Consider the following 19,497-nt stretch of genomic DNA (forward strand, 5'->3'; position numbering starts at 1 on the left):
AAGGTAGACGACGCCTCAGTAAAAATTGACCCGTAAAAATCCAACCATGAAAGCGAAGTTTGAAGCATTGAAGGGGGAGTGAGATTATCTTAAAAACAGGAGTGTTATATGAAAAGAACTATAGAAATTATTAGAACATGGTCAGCTGATAAAATTGAATTAATTTTTCTTAAAATTATATTTAAATATTTGCTGTATTTTTTAGTGTTTTCAACAGTAATTGCTTATGTCTATATTTTTAACCATTCATCGACCACTTACACAAAGGTATTAACAATATTTCTTGTCCTTCTTATATTGTTTATTCTTCTATCTAAACTATTACTTGATAAAGTTTTAATTGATATTTTATCTCAAGATATCAATTTAGCAAAGTATCAGGATATAGTTGCTAGAGCTGATGCAAATTCTTTAAATAGAAATGTTCAGATTCTTCCCAAATATTTGGCAAATGCAAAAGTATCCTTTTATAGAGGACTATTCCAAGATAGTTTAGAATTGCTGAATAAAATAAAAAATAGTAATCTAAAAAAATCCCAAAATCTGTACTATGTTTTTAATATCAAGTATTATAGCATCCTAAACTTGGTTCATTTGAATGATTGTTTAGAATTGCAAGAATTAATGGTAGAAATTGAAGGTCTAACAAGTAACTTTCAATCAAAAATTTTTAAATATCAGGAAGAAATTTTGAGTTTAAAGGCTATTGTTGATATCTATTGCAATAAAATATCAAACGACTACTTTGACATTACTGAGCCAGAAAGTAAGCTAGCTCGAATCATGTTTTCTTATTACGGCGCTCTCAATGCCCAGCTAAAAGGAGATGAGGCTCGTGCTCGTAGTTTGTTTGAAAGCATAGCACATGAAAACTCAGAGCTTTTCTATGTGCAGGAAGCTAGGAAGTATTTAGAAAAATGAGCTGATATAGTTTTAAAATCTGTCTAAGATAGAATATGTTGATGTAAAGTGAAAAGGGAATTAGAAAGCAAAAATGAACGGTATTATCAACTTAAAAAAAGAAGCGGGGATGACCTCGCATGATGCGGTTTTTAAGCTGCGTAAGATTTTGGGAACCAAGAAAATCGGTCATGGTGGAACCTTGGATCCGGATGTGGTGGGTGTTTTGCCCATTGCGGTTGGCAAGGCGACCCGCATGGTCGAGTTTATGCAGGACGAGGGTAAGGTCTATGAGGGGGAAATCACTCTGGGTTATTCCACGACGACTGAGGATGCTAGTGGGGAAGTGGTCGCAGAGACACCTGTTTTGTCGCCCCTGGATGAAAAAATTGTCGATGGAGCGATTGCTAGCTTGACTGGGCCTATTACTCAGATTCCACCTATGTATTCGGCTGTTAAGGTCAATGGTCGTAAGCTCTATGAGTATGCGCGTGCTGGTCAGGAAGTGGAACGTCCAGAACGTCAGGTGACCATTTATCAATTTGAGCGGACAAGTCCGATTTCTTATGAGGGTCATCTTGCACGCTTTACTTTTCGTGTAAAATGTAGCAAGGGGACTTACATCCGTACCTTATCGGTTGATTTAGGTGAGAAGCTTGGTTATGCGGCTCATATGTCACATCTGACACGGACTAGTGCAGCAGGTTTGCAACTTGAGGATGCTCTTACTTTGGAAGAAATTGCTGAAAAAGTTGAAAGAGGACAAGTCGATTTTCTATATCCGCTCGAGATTGGGACAGGCGACCTTGTCAAAGTTTCCCTAACTCAAGAAGAGGCTACAGAAGTGCGCTTTGGTCGTTTTATCGAGCTCGACCAAACAGAACAAGAATTAGCTGCCTTTGAAGATGATAAATTGCTAGCCATTCTAGAAAAACGGGACAATCTTTACAAGCCAAGAAAGGTTTTTAGCTAGTCATTGCTGTCTTTTTAAGTCCTCATTAATAGATTTGGGTAAGTTATTACTAAGTATTAATATCAGTATCGAAGAGGGAAAAAGTTGAAAGCGAATACATCCAAAGCTAGGACATTGTGTTTTTATTTTGATATAATAACAGTAATAAACTGAAAGGAATTTCTTAAAAATGAGTGTAAGTGAAATTATTGAAAAAATTAGAAGTGATTACTCGGAGATTGATTGGGGAAAGAATAGAAAGAGCTTTTCTAGAAACAAGTATTTTCGGATATTGGTTCAATATGATTTTGAAGAGTTAAAATCTAAATTTTCAAAACAAACTAAAAAAAGATTTTTAATTATAAGTAACTTTTCTGATTCAACGATAGATTGGAAGTCTGATTTAAGAGATTATTTTGTTATCACAGAACTGACAGCTCCTCCAAAAACAGGAAATATTGAAATTACAAAAGATAATAAAATTGAAGAATTTGAAAACCATATTGGACAAAGTTACTTTACTATTGAACAAGACTTTTTTACATGCCATTTTATAAAAGTTGAAAAGAATAGTGAGAAATACTTAGAGACATTGCAGGGAATTATTTCGCTAAGTTTTGATGATTTTGTAGATCAGATATGCCTAGAACCTAATAAGTGGGACGATTATGGATATCAGATGATTTTAAATCTTACGATTTGGGAACAAACTTTTGAGCTACGAGTTAATCCAAATAATGACGTTACTAAGAATTATTTAAAAAGTGGCAAAGGAAAATATCCAAATGAGAATTTTTGTTCCTTGGGAGAAGGGGCGTACTATGAATTTTTAAAAAAATATCTTTCTTATGAAAGTCGTCAAAAATGGTATAATCGATCAAGAGATCTCGCATATAACATAAGTGTATTGGATACGTTTGCTAAAAAATACTTATTAGAGTCAGATTTAGAAGAGGGAACTCTTGCTTTTAATCCGCCAAATGGTAAGTTTCATAGTTTTTTGTATAATTCATTTTTAAGAACAACTACTATAAAAGAAATAAAGGAAGTATTTCATCCATTAACTGTTTTTGGATATACTGATTCTAAGGTATATTATTCGAAGGATGAAAAATTAACTCACTCAAATATAAAGGAGGTAGTAGATGATAGGGTAGACTCTATAAACTATAGTTTTAAAGAAGATGGTGTAGATAAAGGGAAACTACATTTCATAAAAAATAGAATGTCAGAATTACCAATGAATGTTTTTGCAGTGGTTGGTGGAAATGGTAGTGGAAAATCCTATAAAATCAATCACATAATAAAGGAACATTTAGAAGGAGACAATAAGTTTTCGCAGATACTTCACTTTTCATTAAGCCCATTTGACAATATTATTCATTTTAATAGAGATGGCAAAAGTATAGAGGTTGCTGATAAAGAAAGAGATTCAGATGATGAAATTATTTATGAGAAAGTAGGATTTGTTTCCGTAAAACATCCTCCTATTCCAGAAGTAGTCAAGAAAGCAGAAGCGTCACTATTGACTGATGTTAAGATGTATCTACATGAGAAATCTAGAAAGTATCTTGATTCTGATAATAAACTAAAACAAGGATTTGAAGCAGAAATAAGCATTAAAGAAAGTTTTTCCTACTACATACAGAGTCTGTTATTTGACTTAGTTGCTTCTAATAAGAAATTAACTCAGTGGAAGTCAGCTATAGAGTTCTTTGAATTTGAAACTTGGGTAGAAGATATCAAAATTGCTTTTTTAGATAGAGATATAATAAAAGAAGATCTAGAAAAAATAGACAATTTAAGTTCAGGGCAAGCAACTATTCTTTTATATATTACGAAGCTTGTTTCAAGTATTAATCAAGGAAGTTTAGTAATTTTTGATGAACCAGAAACGTTCATGCATCCACCTATGGTTAAAGCATTCATTAGAGCTGTTTCAGAGATAGTGAACAATAATAAAGCTTTTTGTTTGATTGCTACACATTCTCCAGTAATCATTCAAGAAATTCCTCATTGTAATGTCTACAGGTTAGATTCTAATCACGAATTAAAAAATACTAATTACAAAACCTATGGTCAAAATTTAGATACTCTATACAAGAACATATATGGTTTGGCATTGCAACAAACAGGTTATAACAGTTTCTTTAATGACCTTAGATATGTTATTTTTGAAAAAATCAAAGAAACAAATCAAGAGGATTTAGAAGATGTTAACTTGTTATCAGATAAAGACATTCAATATCTAGGTGATGAAGCTTTTCTGAAGTATCTTGAAGTGAAAGAGGAGATAGAGAAAGCGGGTGAAGTCTTATCAAAAGAGTAGCTAAAGAATATCCATCTATAGAGGACGTTATAGTTGTATTACCAGATACTGTCGATAAGGATGAGCTTCGTAATTTTTTAACAGAATTAGATAAAGAATATGAAAGTAAAGCTAGTATAGGTTCATTGTATGAATTAGATGTTGATCTAATTCAATCACAGTGTGATATTGATTCAAAATGGTATGGTACGTATGTGCGACCATCCTCAAAAGGCCTATTTCAAAAATTCGCAGTTGTAAAAAATACCTATAATCAAGCAATTTGTCCTATTTGTGAAGGAGTGTTTTCAACTAAAGTAACACTCGAGCATATTATGCCTAAGAGTGAGAAAGAGGAAAATGATCAAAAACTTGGTGAACCTAGGCTTGCAATTTTACCAATTAATCTAGTCAAATGTTGTGGGGAGTGCAATACCTCTAAACATAGTAAAAGGTCTGTCACAAAGGAAGAAAGTGAAATTAATCCTTACTTTGAAGAGTTTGATATTGAGAATTATATTGAGGTAAACTTTAATGATACAGATGAGATTTTTCAACCAAATATTAAATTTTACTATCAAGATAATCCTATGGATAAACGTATTCAAAATTTCATTACTAACTATAATATTGAAAAAACATATAATCATAGAATAAAGTTAGAGTTTCAAAAAATTTTGACCATATTAGCAAATAATCCAATAACTTTAACAAAATCTATTTTGAAGTCATACATAGAACATCTATTAGATACATATAGTAAAAATAGTGAATTTGAAAAGATTGACGATGAGTATTGGTTTGATCAAAATTATTTTGGATTTCTAATATGTGAGCATTTAAATAGAAAAATAGAAAATGATATTTCTGTTATTTATAAATTAAACAAGGAGATAAACAAACGTCGTCAGCCTTTTCAATATATTGCTTTTTCAAATCAAGAATTTCAGAATGATATGAACGAAGTACAAACAATGAAAGATTTAGAAATGTTTGTTAAAAATAACAAAGAAGATCTTATTTTCTATTACTAACAGATAAAAAAACAAGGGCTTTCTATTGATTTTCCTGAATTATTTAAAGAAGATGAAGATAAAGATGATAGGTTAAGAAAAAAATGCTTAATAGAGGAAATTGTTAAGTACTATATAGAAAGTGGAAAAAGTTTTGAGCATTTCGGAGAAGATTGTGCTTCTATAATTGCTATTTAAGATGAAACTCAAAATAGTAGAAGAAAATGAAGTTAAGAATCATAAAAAATTGAAAGAGATGAATCAAAAATCAGTGGAGGGAACAGTAAAGCATGCATCAGCAATTTAATCTGAATCAAGAGATAGTCTTAGAAAACCGTATATAAAGATTATACGAAATTGGTTATAGATATCAAACCTTTTTACTTAAAAATTGCAAAGTCTTTTTGTTTCGTTAATCAAAGCAGATACCATGCTTTCTATTAAAATTTATTAGATGAGTGCCCCAAAATCAGACTATAAATTTTGCAAAAAATGTGATAGAATAGACGACGGATAAAAAAACGGAGGATAGCATGCAAAATAGACCAATCATTATCGGAGTGACAGGTGGTTCTGGTGGAGGTAAGACCAGTGTTTCAAGAGCCATTTTATCGCATTTTCCTGATGAAAAGATTTCCATGATTGAGCATGATTCATATTACAAGGATCAGTCTCACTTGACCTTTGAAGAGCGTGTCAAAACCAACTACGACCATCCTTTTGCTTTTGATACAGACTTGATGATCGAGCAAATTAAGGAATTGTTGGCAGGGCGTCCGGTGGACATTCCAACTTATGACTATACAGAGCATACACGGAGTAGTAAGACTTATCGTCAAGAGCCTCAAGATGTCTTTATCGTTGAGGGGATTTTGGTCTTGGAGGACAAGCGTCTGCGCGATTTGATGGATATCAAGATTTTTGTGGATACGGATGATGATGTGCGCATTATTCGTCGTATCAAGCGTGATATGGAGGAGCGTGGCCGTAGTCTTGATAGCGTTATTGACCAGTATTTAGGTGTGGTCAAGCCCATGTACCATCAGTTTATCGAGCCGACCAAACGTTATGCTGATATCGTCATTCCTGAGGGAGTCAGCAACACAGTGGCTATTGACCTGTTGACGACCAAGATTGCTAAGATTTTGGAAGAAGCTCGAAACAGCAAATAATCAGATGTGGAGGCCTTGCCTCCTTTTTTATTTTTCCCTCATAATGGTACATAAATGAAGATTTTTAGGCATATTTTTGGTATAATAATACCCATGAAAGAGCAAGAAAATGAATAGTAGGTGGAGATGGAAAAGTATTTATCGGTAACAACTTTGACCAAGTATCTGAAAATGAAATTCGATAAAGACCCTTACTTGGAACGGGTCTATTTAACTGGTCAAGTTTCCAACTTTCGTAAACGACCTACTCATCAATATTTCTCCCTAAAAGATGATCATGCAGTCATTCAAGCGACCATCTGGTCTGGGATTTATCAGAAATTAGGTTTCGACCTGGAAGAAGGGATGAAGATCAATGTGATTGGGCGTGTGCAGGTCTATGAACCAAGTGGAAGCTACTCCATCATCATTGAAAAGGCAGAGCCTGATGGAGTTGGCGCGCTTGCGATTCAGTTTGAACAACTCAAGAAAAAATTGACAGAAGAAGGCCTGTTTCAAGAACGCTTCAAGCAACCTCTGCCCCAATTTTCTAAGAGAATTGGTGTAGTAACCAGTCGCAGTGGAGCCGTTATTCGAGACATTATCACGACCGTCAGCAGACGCTTTCCAGGTGTTGATATCCTTCTCTATCCGACCAAGGTTCAAGGTGAAGGTTCTGCGGAGGAAATTGCTCGAAATATTGCGCGTGCCAATCAACGGGACGATTTGGACTTGCTGATTATTGGTCGTGGAGGGGGTTCCATCGAGGATCTCTGGGCCTTTAACGAAGAAATTGTGGTACGAGCTATTTTTGAGTCTCGTTTGCCAATCATTTCTAGTGTAGGGCATGAGACGGATGTGACCTTGGCAGATTTTGTAGCGGATAGACGGGCTGCGACGCCAACAGCAGCGGCTGAACTAGCAACACCTGTGACCAAGTTGGATCTATTAGCTCATTTGCAAAATCAGGAAAAGCGGATGGCAACAGCGGCCCGAAATGTCCTATCGAAGAAACAAGAAACTTTGAAAAAATGCACTCAGTCTGTTATCTTTAGACAGCCAGAACGCTTATATGACAGTTATTTGCAACGCTTGGACCAACTGCAACTGCGCTTAAAACAAAGTTTGCGAACACGGATTTCTGATAACAAACAGATAGTACAAGCAAGGACGCATCGACTGGTTCAATTATCACCTGTTACTAAAATCCAACGTTATCAAGATCGTCTAGGTCAGTTGGATAAGCTCCTACGTAGCCAAATGGCGCTGGTTTATGATTCTAAGGTTGCTGAAGTGAAGCGACTTTCGGAAGCCTTGCTGATGTTGGATACCAGTCGAATTGTGGCGCGTGGTTATGCTATTGTCAAAAAAGAAGAGTCCGTTGTAGATTCGGTTGAGAGTTTGAAGAAAAAAGACCAAGTGACGCTTTTGATGCGAGATGGTCGAGTAGAATTAGAGGTTAAAGATGTCAAAACAAAAGAAATTTGAGGATAATCTAGCAGAACTGGAGACTATTGTCCAAAGTTTGGAAAATGGTGAAATTGCTCTGGAAGATGCGATTGCTGCCTTTCAAAAGGGCATGGTCTTGTCAAAAGAGCTCCAAGCTACGCTGGACAAGGCTGAAAAGACCTTGGTCAAGGTCATGCAAGAAGACGGAACAGAAAGTGATTTTGAATGAAGAAGCAAGAAAAATTAGCTCTTGTCGAGTCAGCCTTAGAAGACTTTTATGGAGACCAGCAGTTTGCCTCTAGTTTGCGAGAGTCTGTTCTCTATTCCATTCATGCTGGTGGCAAGCGTATTCGACCTTTTCTTCTGTTAGAAGTGTTGGAAGCCTTGCATATTGCCATCAAACCTGCTCACGCGCAGGTAGCTGCGGCCTTGGAAATGATTCATACAGGGAGCTTGATTCATGATGATCTTCCAGCTATGGATGATGATGATTACCGTCGGGGACGCTTGACAAATCATAAGAAATTCGGCGAAGCTATGGCGATTTTGGCTGGAGATGCTTTATTCCTAGATCCTTACGCCCTGATAGCGCAGGCATATTTGCCAAGTCAGATCAAGGTGGACTTGATTGCCAATTTGTCGCTTGCTTCAGGAAGTCTAGGCATGGTGGCAGGGCAAGTTTTGGACATGGAGGGTGAACACCAGCATTTGTCTTTGGAAGAACTCCAGACTATTCATGCTAATAAGACTGGAAAACTACTAGCTTATCCCTTTCAAGCAGCTGCTATTATAGCCGAATTGGCACCTGAGATGCAGGCAAAACTTAAAACTGTAGGTGAATTGATTGGGCTTGCTTTTCAAGTTCGAGACGATGTGCTGGATGTGACAGCTAGTTTTGAGGAGATCGGTAAGACACCACAAAAGGATTTGCAGGCAGAAAAATCAACCTATCCTGCTTTGTTGGGCTTGGAAGAGGCTATTGCCTTTTGTAACCAAACTCTGGATCAAGCTAATGCCAAATTAGAAGAAATTGCCCAGCAGGTTCCCTTTGAAATAGAATCGATTGTGAAAGTAGTAGAAAGTTTGAGAATCAATGGCTAAGGAAAGAGTGGATGTACTAGCTTATAAACAGGGCTTGTTTGAAACGCGAGAGCAGGCCAAGCGCGGTGTCATGGCTGGCCTAGTCGTAGCAGTCCTGAATGGAGAGCGGTTTGACAAGCCAGGAGAGAAAATCCCGGACGACACTGAGCTGAAACTCAAGGGTGAAAAACTCAAGTATGTCAGCCGTGGTGGCTTGAAATTAGAAAAGGCCTTGCAGGTCTTTGATTTGTCAGTGGAAGGAGCTACAACGATTGATATCGGGGCCTCTACTGGTGGCTTTACCGATGTTATGCTGCAAAATGGTGCTGAGTTAGTCTTTGCAGTCGATGTCGGTACCAATCAGTTGGCTTGGAAACTACGCCAAGACCCAAGAGTAGTCAGCATGGAGCAGTTCAATTTCCGCTATGCAGAAAAGACTGATTTCGAAAAGGAACCGAGCTTTGCCAGTATTGATGTGAGTTTTATTTCTCTCAGTCTGATTCTTCCAGCCTTGCACAGAGTCTTGGCTGATCCCGGTCAGGTTGTGGCTCTGGTTAAGCCTCAGTTTGAGGCAGGACGTGAGCAGATTGGAAAAAATGGAATTATTCGAGATGCTAAGGTTCACCAAAATGTCCTTGAATCTGTCACAGCTATGGCAGTAGAGGAAGGCTTTTCAGTCCTTGGTTTGGATTTTTCTCCCATCCAAGGTGGTCATGGCAATATTGAGTTTTTAGCGTATTTGAAAAAAGAAGAGTCAGCAAGCAATCAGGTTCTTGCTGAGATTGAAGAAGTAGTAGAGAGGGCGCATAGTCAATTTAAAAATGAATAAAAAAGAGAGACTTGAAAAAATTAGACGATTTGTGACAGATTATCAAATCGGTACGCAAGAAGAAATCGTAGAACATTTGAAAGAGGCAGGCATCACTGCCACTCAGGCAACAGTATCACGAGATATCAAAGAACTGGGGATTGTCAAAATTCCTTTGAGAGACAACACCTATGTCTATGAATTGCCAAAATCAATCGTAAAAAGTTTGCAACTGGCTGAAGACAATATTGAGTCAGCTGAATTGATGGATAAGATGATTAATCTCCAAGTTATTCCAGGAAATACAGCCTTTGTAAAAGCTCAGTTAATCGAGACATTTGCGGACAAGATTTTCAGCTGTTTGGCTGATGATAGCTCGATTTTAGTCATTGCCAGAAGTGAAAGTCTAGCTGAGGAAATCTTTGAACAAGTAAAAAATTGGTAGGTCTATATGTTACTTGAAATTTCGATAAAAAACTTTGCCATTATTGAGGCTATCTCCTTCAATTTTGAAAAGGGAATGACTGTTCTGACTGGTGAAACGGGTGCAGGGAAGTCGATTATCATTGATGCCATGAATATGATGTTGGGAGCTCGTGCTACGACAGATGTTATTCGTCATGGTGCGCTAAAGGCAGAGATTGAGGGGCTTTTCTCAGTTGAGAATAGTCGCCTTTTGCAGGAAATTTTTGATGAGCAAGGTTTGGAATTGGGTGATGAAATTATCATCCGTCGAGAAATTCTGCAAAATGGTCGTAGTATTAGCCGTGTGAATGGCCAGATGGTTAATCTGTCTGTTTTGCGTGCTATTGGACAACATCTAGTAGATATTCATGGTCAGCATGACCAAGAGGAATTAATGCGTCCCCAACTTCATATCCAGATGTTGGATGAATTTGGCGATGTGGCTTTTTGGGAATTGAAAGAAACCTATCAAACGAGTTTTGATGCTTATCGAAAAATGCGTAAGCAGGTTCTGGAAGTCAAGAAAAACCAACAGGAACACAAGGCTCGTATTGAAATGTTGGAATTTCAAATGGCAGAGATTGAGGCAGCAAACTTGAAAGCAGGTGAAGACCTGACTCTCAACCAAGAGCGAGAGAAACTTCTCAACCATAAAAATATAGCGGATACGTTGACCAATGCCTATAGCATGTTGGACAATGAAGACTTTTCAAGTCTGGCCAATGTTCGTTCAGCCATGAATGACATGGAAAGTGTCGAAGAGTACGACCCTGAATACCGTGAAATTTCAAGTTCTCTGTCTGAGACCTACTATGTCTTAGAAGACATTAGCAAACGTCTGGAAGCTATTATTGAGGACCTTGATTTTGACGGCAATCGACTCATGCAGGTTGAGAATCGTTTGGACCTCCTTCATACCATTACCCGTAAGTATGGTGGGACTGTAGACGATGTCTTGCTTTATTTTGCCAAGATTACGGAAGAATACAATCTCTTGACAGGCAACAACCTTTCTTCTGAAGACATGGAAGCAGAGCTAAAAAAATTGGAAGTCAATCTTGTTGATTTGGCAGGTCAGCTTGCATCTGCTCGTCATGACTTAGCTCAGCAGCTTGAAGCTGAGATTAAACAAGAACTGCAAGACCTCTATATGGAAAAAGCCCAGTTTCAGGTTCGTTTTAGCAAGGGCAAATTCAGTCGTGAGGGAAATGAAATGGTTGAGTTTTACATTTCAACCAACCCTGGCGAAGACTTTAAACCCTTGGTTAAGGTTGCATCTGGTGGGGAATTGTCTCGCCTCATGCTAGCTATTAAATCTGCCTTTTCTCGTAAAGAGGGCAAGACTAGCATTGTCTTTGATGAGGTGGATACAGGAGTTTCAGGTCGTGTAGCTCAAGCTATTGCACAGAAGATTCACAAGATTGGCCAACATGGTCAGGTTCTGGCTATTTCCCATTTGCCACAAGTGATTGCGATTGCGGATTACCAATTCTTTATTGAGAAGATTAGCAATGAGCATTCAACGGTTTCGACTGTTCGTCTCTTGACGGTTGAAGAGCGAGTGGAAGAAGTTGCTAAGATGTTGGCAGGTGATGATGTGACGGAAGCAGCCCTGACGCAAGCTAGAGAATTGTTGAGAAACAGGGAGAAATAAGATGACAGACTATTATGTAATTGGAGATGTTCACGGAAAAGCTGGGATGCTGGAAGACCTTCTCAAAACATGGGATGGTCAGACCCAGTTGCTCTTTCTAGGGGACTTGATTGACCGCGGTGAGGATAGTCGCCGTGTCCTAGAGATGGTTAAGGACTTGGTCGATAATCAAGGGGCAATCTGTTTGTCAGGAAACCACGAGTATATGTTTTTGACATGGCTAGATAACCCAGAAGAAAGCTATGACCACTATCGTCGCAATGGTGGAGATACAACCATTAACTCTATCCTAGGTCGTCCCTTGGATGCACCGGTTGATGGAGTAGAAGATGCTAAGCGTGTTGCCACCGAAGCGGCAGATTTAGTCGAATTTATTCGTCAAATGCCATTTGTGGTAGAGACAGACAAGTATATCTTTGTTCACGCAGGTATTGATTTGACCTTGGACGACTGGCATGAAACCACAGATTATAAAAAAGTCTGGCTCAGAAAACCATTCCACGAAGCCGAAAATCATACTGGAAAAACCATTGTCTTTGGTCATACACCAGTCTATGGTTTGTTGAAGCAAGATCGAGGTACAGCTGAGCTTTGGATGACAGAAGATGGCAAGATTGGGATGGATGGAGGAGCTGTCTATGGTGGTGTCCTTCATGGGATTGTCTTTACTGAGCAAGGAATGACAGAACATCACTTTATCGAAAATGACGGCTTTGTCGCTGAAGATTAGTACTCCTAGCAGGGTATGGTCTTGTCAAAAAGTCAAAAACAATTTATAATAAATAGATACCCTGAAAGGAAGAGAATCATGAACTTAGAAGAATTGAAAAAACGACAGGAGAAGATCCGTAACTTCTCTATTATCGCCCATATTGACCATGGGAAATCGACTCTAGCGGACCGCATTTTGGAAAAAACAGAGACGGTTTCAAGTCGTGAAATGCAGGCCCAGCTTTTGGATAGCATGGATTTAGAGCGAGAACGTGGGATTACCATTAAACTCAATGCCATCGAGTTGAATTATACTGCAAAAGATGGGGAAACTTATATTTTTCACTTGATTGACACGCCTGGGCACGTAGACTTTACCTATGAAGTTTCGCGTTCCTTAGCTGCCTGTGAGGGGGCTATTTTGGTGGTCGATGCTGCTCAAGGTATTGAGGCTCAAACTCTTGCCAACGTGTATCTAGCCTTGGACAATGATTTGGAAATCATGCCAGTCATTAACAAGATTGATCTACCAGCAGCTGATCCAGAGCGTGTTCGTACAGAGATTGAGGATGTCATCGGACTAGACGCCAGCGAAGCAGTCTTAGCTTCAGCTAAAGCTGGTATTGGTATTGGAGAAATACTCGAACAAATCGTAGAGAAAGTGCCAGCCCCAACGGGCGATGTGACTGCACCACTTAAGGCATTGATTTTCGACTCGGTCTATGATGCCTACCGCGGGGTTATTCTCCAGGTTCGTGTTATGGATGGGGTAGTTAAACCTGGCGATAAGATTCAGCTCATGAGCAATGGCAAGACCTTTGATGTGACCGAGGTCGGAATTTTCACACCGAAAGCAGTTGGTCGTGATTTCCTTGCGACTGGGGACGTTGGTTATATTGCAGCTTCTATCAAGACGGTTCAGGACACTCGTGTGGGTGATACCGTTACCTTGGCAACCAATCCTGCAGCAGAGCCATTACATGGTTACAAGCAGATGAATCCTATGGTTTTTGCGGGTCTCTATCCAATCGAATCAAACAAGTACAATGACCTACGTGAAGCCCTTGAAAAATTGCAACTGAATGATGCTAGTCTCCAATTTGAACCAGAAACATCTCAGGCACTTGGATTTGGTTTCCGTTGTGGTTTCCTTGGACTTCTCCATATGGATGTTATCCAGGAACGTTTAGAGCGTGAGTTTAACATTGACCTCATCATGACAGCTCCGTCTGTTATCTATAAGGTTAATTTGACTGACGGTGAGTCTATGGATGTGTCCAACCCGTCTGAATTCCCAGATCCTACCAAGATTGCGACTATTGAAGAGCCTTATGTTAAGGCGCAAATCATGGTGCCACAGGAGTTTGTCGGAGCAGTGATGGAATTAGCTCAGCGCAAGCGTGGTGACTTTGTGACGATGGACTATATCGATGATAACCGTGTCAATGTTATCTATCAAATTCCTCTGGCTGAAATCGTCTTTGACTTCTTTGATAAACTCAAGTCTTCGACACGTGGTTATGCAAGTTTTGACTACGAATTGTCAGAGTATCGTCCATCTAAGCTGGTGAAAATGGATATCCTTCTCAATGGAGACAAGGTGGATGCCCTCAGCTTCATCGTTCACAAGGACTTTGCCTACGAACGTGGGAAACTCATCGTTGATAAACTCAAGAAAATCATCCCTCGTCAACAATTCGAGGTACCAATTCAAGCAGCTATTGGACACAAGATTGTGGCTCGTACAGATATCAAGGCCCTTCGTAAGAACGTACTTGCTAAATGTTATGGTGGTGACGTTTCTCGTAAACGTAAACTCCTTGAAAAACAAAAAGCTGGTAAGAAGCGCATGAAAGCTATTGGATCAGTAGAAGTTCCACAAGAAGCCTTTCTTAGCGTCTTGAGCATGGATGAAGAATAAGTTATCATAATTGTTTTTCTTGTTCACAGGAAACTTACATAAGAATCAATAGTAAAACAGGCTTAAATAGGCCTGTTTTTTTGCATTTAGAATAGGATTAAATCGTTTGAAGTGTTTGTTTGTATGTTTGTTTTTATACAACAAGATACAAAAACAACAAAAATATAAAAAAAGAGACAAAAAACAACAGAAAAATATTGACAACGATTTCATATAGTGTTATACTTATAGCATAAAGTTAATGGAAAGAAGGGAAAACCTTATGGGATTAGATCATTTCTTTGACAAAAACCTTGTGTTTTGCTTAGAAGCGGATAATCAAGAACATCTCTTTGATCAGGTTGCAACTTTATTGGAAGAACGAGAAATCGTGACTCCAACCTATCGTGAAGCCTTGATCACGCGTGAAAAGTCATTTCCAACTGGCCTAGATATGGAATTTTTGGGTAAGGGTTTGCCAAATGTAGCTATTCCTCACACAGATATTGTTCATAATCTAGCTGAAAAAGTTGTGGTTGTTCGATTAGAGAAACCGGTGACTTTCCACAATATGATTGCACCAGATAAGGAAGTAGAGGTATCCTTGCTCTTCTTTATCATTAATAACTCAAGTTCAAGTCAAACGAACATTCTTGCTCAGTTGATGGACTTCTTTACTGGAAATGGTCATCTTGAAGACCTATCAAAAATTTCTGATCCTGAAGCCCTCTATGCTTATATCGCTGAAGAAACTGCATAATCTTGTCTATTAAAAATATTAAATCGGAGGAAATCCATATGATTAAAATTCTTGCTGCCTGCGGTGCAGGTGTTAACTCAAGCCACCAAATTAAAAGTGCTCTTGAAGAAGAACTTTCAAACCGCGGTTTCGATGTTCACTGTGATGCGGTAATGGTCAAAGACGTTAACGAAGACCTTATCAAAGGTTATGACATCTTCACACCAATTGCTGCAACAGATCTTGGTTTTGACCCAGGTATTCCAGTTATCGAAGCTGGACCAATCTTATTCCGTATCCCAGCAATGAGCGCTCCAGTATTTGACAATATTGAAGCAGCTATTAAAGAACACGGATTAAGCTAATTTTAATTTGTTAACATTCATATAACATAAAAAGGGAGGAACTGTTATGGATGCAATCTTTGGCCTAATCAAAGAATTTTTCACACCTATCTTAGATATGGGTGGGCCTGTCATCATGTTAATCATTTTGACAGTATTGGCTTTACTTTTTGGAGTGAAATTCTCCAAAGCGCTTGAAGGTGGTATCAAACTTGCCATCGCTCTTACTGGTATCGGAGCTATCATCGGTATGCTAAATGGTGCTTTCTCAGCATCACTTGCAAAATTCGTTGAAAACACTGGTATCCAATTGAGTATCACTGACGTTGGTTGGGCACCACTTGCAACAATCACTTGGGGATCTGCTTGGACACTATACTTCTTGCTTATCATGTTGATTGTCAACGTAGTAATGCTTGCTATGAAGAAAACTGATACACTTGACGTCGATATCTTCGATATCTGGCACTTGTCTATCACAGGTCTTTTGATTAAATGGTATGCAGACAATAACGGTGTGAGCCAAGGGGTTTCACTCTTGATTGCTACAGCAGCTATCGTACTTGTTGGTGTGTTGAAAATTATCAACTCTGACTTGATGAAACCTACATTTGATGACCTTCTTAATGCACCAAGTTCATCACCAATGACATCAACTCACATGAACTACATGATGAACCCAGTTATCATGGTTTTGGATAAGATTTTTGAAAAATTCTTCCCAGGACTTGATAAATATGACTTTGACGCTGCTAAATTGAACAAAAAAATCGGTTTCTGGGGATCTAAATTCTTCATCGGTTTCATTCTTGGTATCGTTATCGGTATTATGGGAACTCCACATCCAATTGCAGGTGTTGCCGATGCAGATAAATGGCGTCTTGTTATCAGAGGATGGTTGTCTCTTGGTTTGACTGCCGGTGTATCTTTGGAACTCTTCTCACTTATCGGTTCATGGTTCATCGCAGCCGTAGAACCACTATCACAAGGTATTACAAACGTTGCTACTAAACGTCTTCAAGGACGTAAATTCAACATCGGTCTTGACTGGCCATTCATCGCTGGTCGTGCTGAAATCTGGGCTTGTGCTAACGTACTTGCACCAATCATGTTGATTGAAGCTGTGCTTCTTTCAAAAGTTGGAAATGGTATCTTGCCACTTGCAGGTATCATCGCAATGGGTGTTACTCCAGCTCTCTTGGTTGTAACACGTGGTAAATTGCTCCGTATGATTATTTTCGGAACACTCTTGTTGCCACTCTTCCTTCTTTCAGGTACACTTATCGCACCATTTGCAACAGAACTTGCTAAAGGTGTAGGTGCCTTCCCAGCAGGTGTGAGCGAAACTCAATTGATCACTCACTCAACTCTTGAAGGACCAATCGAAAAACTTCTTGGTTGGACAATTGGTAACACTACAACTGGTGATATCAAAGCAATCCTTGGTGCTGTAGTCTTCCTTGTATTCTATATCGGTATCTTTGCTTGGTACAGAAAACAAATGATCAAACGTAATGAAGAGTACGCAGCAAAAGCAAAATAATGCGCTCCTATAAAATGTAAGCTCAATGAAAATCAAAGAGCAAACTAGGAAGCTAGCCGCAGGCTGTACTAAAGTACGGCAAGGTGATGCTGACGAAGTTTGAATTGGATTTTCGCAGAGTGTAAATTGTTGAAACTAGGTTGTCATACCATTAGGAGTGACAGCCTAGTTTTTTATAAACTATCAAGAAATCGGAGAAAATAATGGTAATTGAATTAAAATCAGAACAATTAAGAGTTGAATTTAACAGTTTTGGTGGAGCTATTTCTTCTATAAAAGATACTGAGGGACTTGAGTATTTGTGGCAAGGGGATGCCACTTATTGGAGTGGACAAGCTCCTGTTCTCTTCCCCATTTGTGGTTCTTTGAGAGAGGATACAGCCGTCTATATAGATGAGAAGGGACAGGAAAGCAAAGGAAACATTCCTCGTCATGGATTGGTTCGTAAGAAAGAATTTGAATTAGTTGAACAGACAGATAAGAGTGTAACTTTTGCAATTGAAGACGATGAGAATAGCTATCAGAACTACCCTTATCATTTCCGCCTAGAAATCACTTATATTCTTACTGGCAAGACAGTACGGACTCAATACAAAATATTTAATAAAGAAACTAGCAAGGTCCTGCCTTACTTTATTGGTGGCCATCCAGGATTTAATTGTCCTCTACTGGATGACGAGGTCTATGAAGATTACTATTTAGAGTTTGAGAAAGAAGAGACTTGCTCTGTTCCACGTCCTTTCCCAGAAACGGGTATGCTGGATTTTCAAGATAGAAGTCCATGGCTAGAGGGTCAAAAAGAATTAGACCTCAGCTATGATCTTTTCAGTACAGATGCAGTCACCTTAGATGAATTGCAATCTAGAACAATTGCGCTTCGTTCTCGGAAACATGATAAGGGATTGAAAGTGCACTTTACAGAGTTTCCAAATCTCATTATATGGTCAACTTTGAATAAAGGACCTTTCATTGCTTTTGAACCATGGTCTGGCTTGTCAACATCCCTTGAAGAAGGAGATCATCTCGAAGATAAGAAAAATGTTCGTCTCCTAGAACCTGGTCAAATAGATCAAATTGGTTTTGATATCGAAATCTTTTAAATAAAAAACCACAAAAACAAACATTAATTGTTGACTTTTTTAAGAAATAGGAGTATATTATGTTTGTAAGCAACAAACGATGTTTGTCACAAACAAACAATCACTTGTTATCTTCTCTTTCGTGGGGAAAGATTATTTCTAGGAAACTGATTTCCTATACTTGAATAAGGTGTCAATCATCTCATTCAATCCAATGTGTCAATAAACTGCTAGAAAGCTTTTTGTAGGTAAACAGCTAACTGTAAAAGGTTTTACTAGCCTAGAAAAATAAAAAGGAGTATACAATATGTCTATTGTTATCGGTGCAGATGCTGCAGGTTTGAGATTGAAAGAAGTTGTGAAAGACTTCTTGGAAAAAGAAAACTTCCACGTTGTGGATGTTACAGCTGAAGGTCAAGACTTTGTTGATGTGACTCTTGCTGTTGCTGCAGAAGTAAACAAAGAAGAACAAAACCTTGGTATCGTGATTGATGCTTATGGAGCTGGTCCATTTATGGTCGCAACTAAGATCAAAGGAATGGTTGCTGCAGAGGTATCTGACGAACGTTCAGCTTATATGACTCGTGGTCACAACAACTCACGTATGATCACTATGGGTGCACAACTTGTTGGTGATGAATTGGCTAAAAACATCGCTAAAGGATTTGTTAACGGTAAATACGATGGTGGACGTCACCAAATCAGGGTCGATATGTTGAACAAAATGTGCTAATACTCTTCAAAAATCAAGATAATCTGTCGTCAGCTCACTTTAGCTAACCTCAGTTATGCTCGCAGCTCGCTTCCTAAGCTAATCTTGATTTTTCTTGAGTAAGGATAAATGATATTAGATTTATATAATTAATCGGAGGGAATAACTAATGAGAATTGCAATTGGATGTGACCACATCGTAACAGATGAAAAAATGGCGGTTTCAGAATTTTTGAAATCAAAAGGATATGAAGTTATTGACTTTGGTACATATGACCATACACGTACTCACTACCCAATCTTTGGTAAAAAAGTAGGGGAAGCTGTAACTAGCGGTCAAGCTGATCTTGGGGTATGTATCTGTGGTACTGGTGTTGGTATCAACAACGCTGTCAATAAAGTTCCAGGTGTTCGTTCTGCCTTGGTTCGTGATATGACAACAGCTCTTTATGCTAAAGAACAATTGAACGCCAACGTTATCGGTTTTGGTGGTAAGATTACTGGTGAATTGCTCATGTGCGATATCATCGAAGCTTTCATCCATGCTGAATACAAACCATCTGAAGAAAACAAGAAATTGATTGCGAAAATTGAACACGTTGAAAGTCACAATGCTCAACAAACAGACGCAAACTTCTTCACTGAATTCCTTGAAAAATGGGATCGCGGAGAATACCACGATTAAGAGG

Annotated in this window: 19 protein-coding genes and 1 pseudogene; all 20 read left to right on the forward strand. The window is 38.5% G+C overall.

Translation table 11 applies throughout. The features are described from left to right. Positions 1-82: pseudogene (locus N8N51_RS10540) on the forward strand (DUF2130 domain-containing protein); the annotation flags it as partial. 26 nt (positions 83-108) lie between these two features. Next, positions 109-921: a hypothetical protein gene (locus tag N8N51_RS03185; RefSeq protein ID WP_023942609.1), complete on the forward strand. Its 813-nt coding sequence runs from the start codon at positions 109-111 to the stop codon at positions 919-921. A gap of 73 nt (positions 922-994) precedes the next feature. Beyond that, positions 995-1,873 (forward strand): tRNA pseudouridine(55) synthase TruB, encoded by an 879-nt coding sequence (gene truB, locus N8N51_RS03190; protein WP_023942607.1) that lies wholly within the window; start codon positions 995-997, stop codon positions 1,871-1,873. 169 nt (positions 1,874-2,042) lie between these two features. Continuing rightward, positions 2,043-4,181, forward strand: coding sequence for an ATP-binding protein (locus tag N8N51_RS03195; RefSeq protein WP_261033846.1), 2,139 nt, complete (start codon positions 2,043-2,045; stop codon positions 4,179-4,181). 125 nt (positions 4,182-4,306) lie between these two features. Continuing rightward, positions 4,307-5,194 carry an HNH endonuclease gene (locus N8N51_RS03200; protein ID WP_261103554.1) on the forward strand — a complete coding sequence of 296 codons (888 nt, stop codon included), beginning with the start codon at positions 4,307-4,309 and terminating at the stop codon, positions 5,192-5,194. Between the two features lie 512 nt (positions 5,195-5,706). Continuing rightward, entirely contained in the window at positions 5,707-6,345 is a 639-nt protein-coding gene (gene udk, locus N8N51_RS03205; protein WP_001181376.1) for a uridine kinase, read from the forward strand. 126 nt (positions 6,346-6,471) lie between these two features. Continuing rightward, the gene (xseA, locus tag N8N51_RS03210; protein ID WP_261103555.1) at positions 6,472-7,812 is read left to right on the forward strand and encodes an exodeoxyribonuclease VII large subunit; all 1,341 of its coding nucleotides are present in this window, start codon (positions 6,472-6,474) and stop codon (positions 7,810-7,812) included. Next, positions 7,790-8,002 carry an exodeoxyribonuclease VII small subunit gene (locus tag N8N51_RS03215; protein WP_049543565.1) on the forward strand — a complete coding sequence of 71 codons (213 nt, stop codon included), beginning with the start codon at positions 7,790-7,792 and terminating at the stop codon, positions 8,000-8,002. The genes xseA and N8N51_RS03215 overlap by 23 nt, the downstream gene beginning before the upstream one ends. Next, the gene (locus N8N51_RS03220) at positions 7,999-8,874 is read left to right on the forward strand and encodes a polyprenyl synthetase family protein (RefSeq protein ID WP_261103557.1); all 876 of its coding nucleotides are present in this window, start codon (positions 7,999-8,001) and stop codon (positions 8,872-8,874) included. The genes N8N51_RS03215 and N8N51_RS03220 overlap by 4 nt, the downstream gene beginning before the upstream one ends. Further along, a complete protein-coding gene (locus N8N51_RS03225) occupies positions 8,867-9,682 on the forward strand; it encodes a TlyA family RNA methyltransferase (RefSeq protein ID WP_261103558.1) in 816 nt (271 codons plus the stop codon). Before N8N51_RS03220 ends, N8N51_RS03225 begins: the two co-directional genes overlap by 8 nt. After that, a complete protein-coding gene (locus tag N8N51_RS03230) occupies positions 9,675-10,106 on the forward strand; it encodes an arginine repressor (RefSeq protein ID WP_020900686.1) in 432 nt (143 codons plus the stop codon). Before N8N51_RS03225 ends, N8N51_RS03230 begins: the two co-directional genes overlap by 8 nt. A gap of 6 nt (positions 10,107-10,112) precedes the next feature. Next, entirely contained in the window at positions 10,113-11,780 is a 1,668-nt protein-coding gene (recN, locus tag N8N51_RS03235) for a DNA repair protein RecN (RefSeq protein WP_261103559.1), read from the forward strand. 1 nt (position 11,781) lies between these two features. Then, positions 11,782-12,510, forward strand: a complete 729-nt coding sequence (locus tag N8N51_RS03240; RefSeq protein WP_125443852.1) for a metallophosphoesterase family protein — start codon at positions 11,782-11,784, stop codon at positions 12,508-12,510. Positions 12,511-12,588: 78 nt separating this feature from the next. Continuing rightward, positions 12,589-14,412 carry a translation elongation factor 4 gene (lepA, locus tag N8N51_RS03245; protein ID WP_125443854.1) on the forward strand — a complete coding sequence of 608 codons (1,824 nt, stop codon included), beginning with the start codon at positions 12,589-12,591 and terminating at the stop codon, positions 14,410-14,412. 262 nt (positions 14,413-14,674) lie between these two features. Continuing rightward, a complete protein-coding gene (locus tag N8N51_RS03250) occupies positions 14,675-15,151 on the forward strand; it encodes a PTS sugar transporter subunit IIA (protein WP_261049607.1) in 477 nt (158 codons plus the stop codon). 38 nt (positions 15,152-15,189) lie between these two features. Next, positions 15,190-15,495, forward strand: coding sequence for a PTS sugar transporter subunit IIB (locus N8N51_RS03255; RefSeq protein ID WP_000590547.1), 306 nt, complete (start codon positions 15,190-15,192; stop codon positions 15,493-15,495). A gap of 46 nt (positions 15,496-15,541) precedes the next feature. Beyond that, positions 15,542-17,017 carry a PTS galactitol transporter subunit IIC gene (locus N8N51_RS03260; RefSeq protein WP_000338737.1) on the forward strand — a complete coding sequence of 492 codons (1,476 nt, stop codon included), beginning with the start codon at positions 15,542-15,544 and terminating at the stop codon, positions 17,015-17,017. 203 nt (positions 17,018-17,220) lie between these two features. Then, positions 17,221-18,117 (forward strand): aldose 1-epimerase family protein, encoded by an 897-nt coding sequence (locus tag N8N51_RS03265; protein WP_261103560.1) that lies wholly within the window; start codon positions 17,221-17,223, stop codon positions 18,115-18,117. A 286-nt stretch (positions 18,118-18,403) separates the two neighbouring features. Beyond that, positions 18,404-18,829: a galactose-6-phosphate isomerase subunit LacA gene (gene lacA / locus N8N51_RS03270; protein WP_000029277.1), complete on the forward strand. Its 426-nt coding sequence runs from the start codon at positions 18,404-18,406 to the stop codon at positions 18,827-18,829. 148 nt (positions 18,830-18,977) lie between these two features. Beyond that, positions 18,978-19,493, forward strand: coding sequence for a galactose-6-phosphate isomerase subunit LacB (lacB, locus tag N8N51_RS03275; protein ID WP_001216913.1), 516 nt, complete (start codon positions 18,978-18,980; stop codon positions 19,491-19,493). Positions 19,494-19,497: the final 4 nt, after the last annotated feature.

It is taken from the genome of Streptococcus mitis (assembly GCF_946188685.1).
Classification (GTDB): domain Bacteria; phylum Bacillota; class Bacilli; order Lactobacillales; family Streptococcaceae; genus Streptococcus; species Streptococcus mitis_CC.

Excerpts from the sequence above, each read along its gene's own strand:
- xseA (WP_261103555.1), top strand. The coding sequence starts at position 6,472 with ATGGAAAAGTATTTATCGGTAACAACTTTGACCAAGTATCTGAAAATG.
- N8N51_RS03225 (WP_261103558.1), top strand. The coding sequence starts at position 8,867 with ATGGCTAAGGAAAGAGTGGATGTACTAGCTTATAAACAGGGCTTGTTT.
- N8N51_RS03260 (WP_000338737.1), top strand. The coding sequence starts at position 15,542 with ATGGATGCAATCTTTGGCCTAATCAAAGAATTTTTCACACCTATCTTA.
- lacA (WP_000029277.1), top strand. The coding sequence starts at position 18,404 with ATGTCTATTGTTATCGGTGCAGATGCTGCAGGTTTGAGATTGAAAGAA.
- N8N51_RS03195 (WP_261033846.1), top strand. The coding sequence starts at position 2,043 with ATGAGTGTAAGTGAAATTATTGAAAAAATTAGAAGTGATTACTCGGAG.
- recN (WP_261103559.1), top strand. The coding sequence starts at position 10,113 with ATGTTACTTGAAATTTCGATAAAAAACTTTGCCATTATTGAGGCTATC.
- lacB (WP_001216913.1), top strand. The coding sequence starts at position 18,978 with ATGAGAATTGCAATTGGATGTGACCACATCGTAACAGATGAAAAAATG.
- N8N51_RS03185 (WP_023942609.1), top strand. The coding sequence starts at position 109 with ATGAAAAGAACTATAGAAATTATTAGAACATGGTCAGCTGATAAAATT.
- N8N51_RS03220 (WP_261103557.1), top strand. The coding sequence starts at position 7,999 with ATGAAGAAGCAAGAAAAATTAGCTCTTGTCGAGTCAGCCTTAGAAGAC.
- udk (WP_001181376.1), top strand. The coding sequence starts at position 5,707 with ATGCAAAATAGACCAATCATTATCGGAGTGACAGGTGGTTCTGGTGGA.
- N8N51_RS03255 (WP_000590547.1), top strand. The coding sequence starts at position 15,190 with ATGATTAAAATTCTTGCTGCCTGCGGTGCAGGTGTTAACTCAAGCCAC.
- N8N51_RS03215 (WP_049543565.1), top strand. The coding sequence starts at position 7,790 with ATGTCAAAACAAAAGAAATTTGAGGATAATCTAGCAGAACTGGAGACT.
- N8N51_RS03240 (WP_125443852.1), top strand. The coding sequence starts at position 11,782 with ATGACAGACTATTATGTAATTGGAGATGTTCACGGAAAAGCTGGGATG.
- lepA (WP_125443854.1), top strand. The coding sequence starts at position 12,589 with ATGAACTTAGAAGAATTGAAAAAACGACAGGAGAAGATCCGTAACTTC.
- truB (WP_023942607.1), top strand. The coding sequence starts at position 995 with ATGAACGGTATTATCAACTTAAAAAAAGAAGCGGGGATGACCTCGCAT.
- N8N51_RS03250 (WP_261049607.1), top strand. The coding sequence starts at position 14,675 with ATGGGATTAGATCATTTCTTTGACAAAAACCTTGTGTTTTGCTTAGAA.
- N8N51_RS03265 (WP_261103560.1), top strand. The coding sequence starts at position 17,221 with ATGGTAATTGAATTAAAATCAGAACAATTAAGAGTTGAATTTAACAGT.
- N8N51_RS03230 (WP_020900686.1), top strand. The coding sequence starts at position 9,675 with ATGAATAAAAAAGAGAGACTTGAAAAAATTAGACGATTTGTGACAGAT.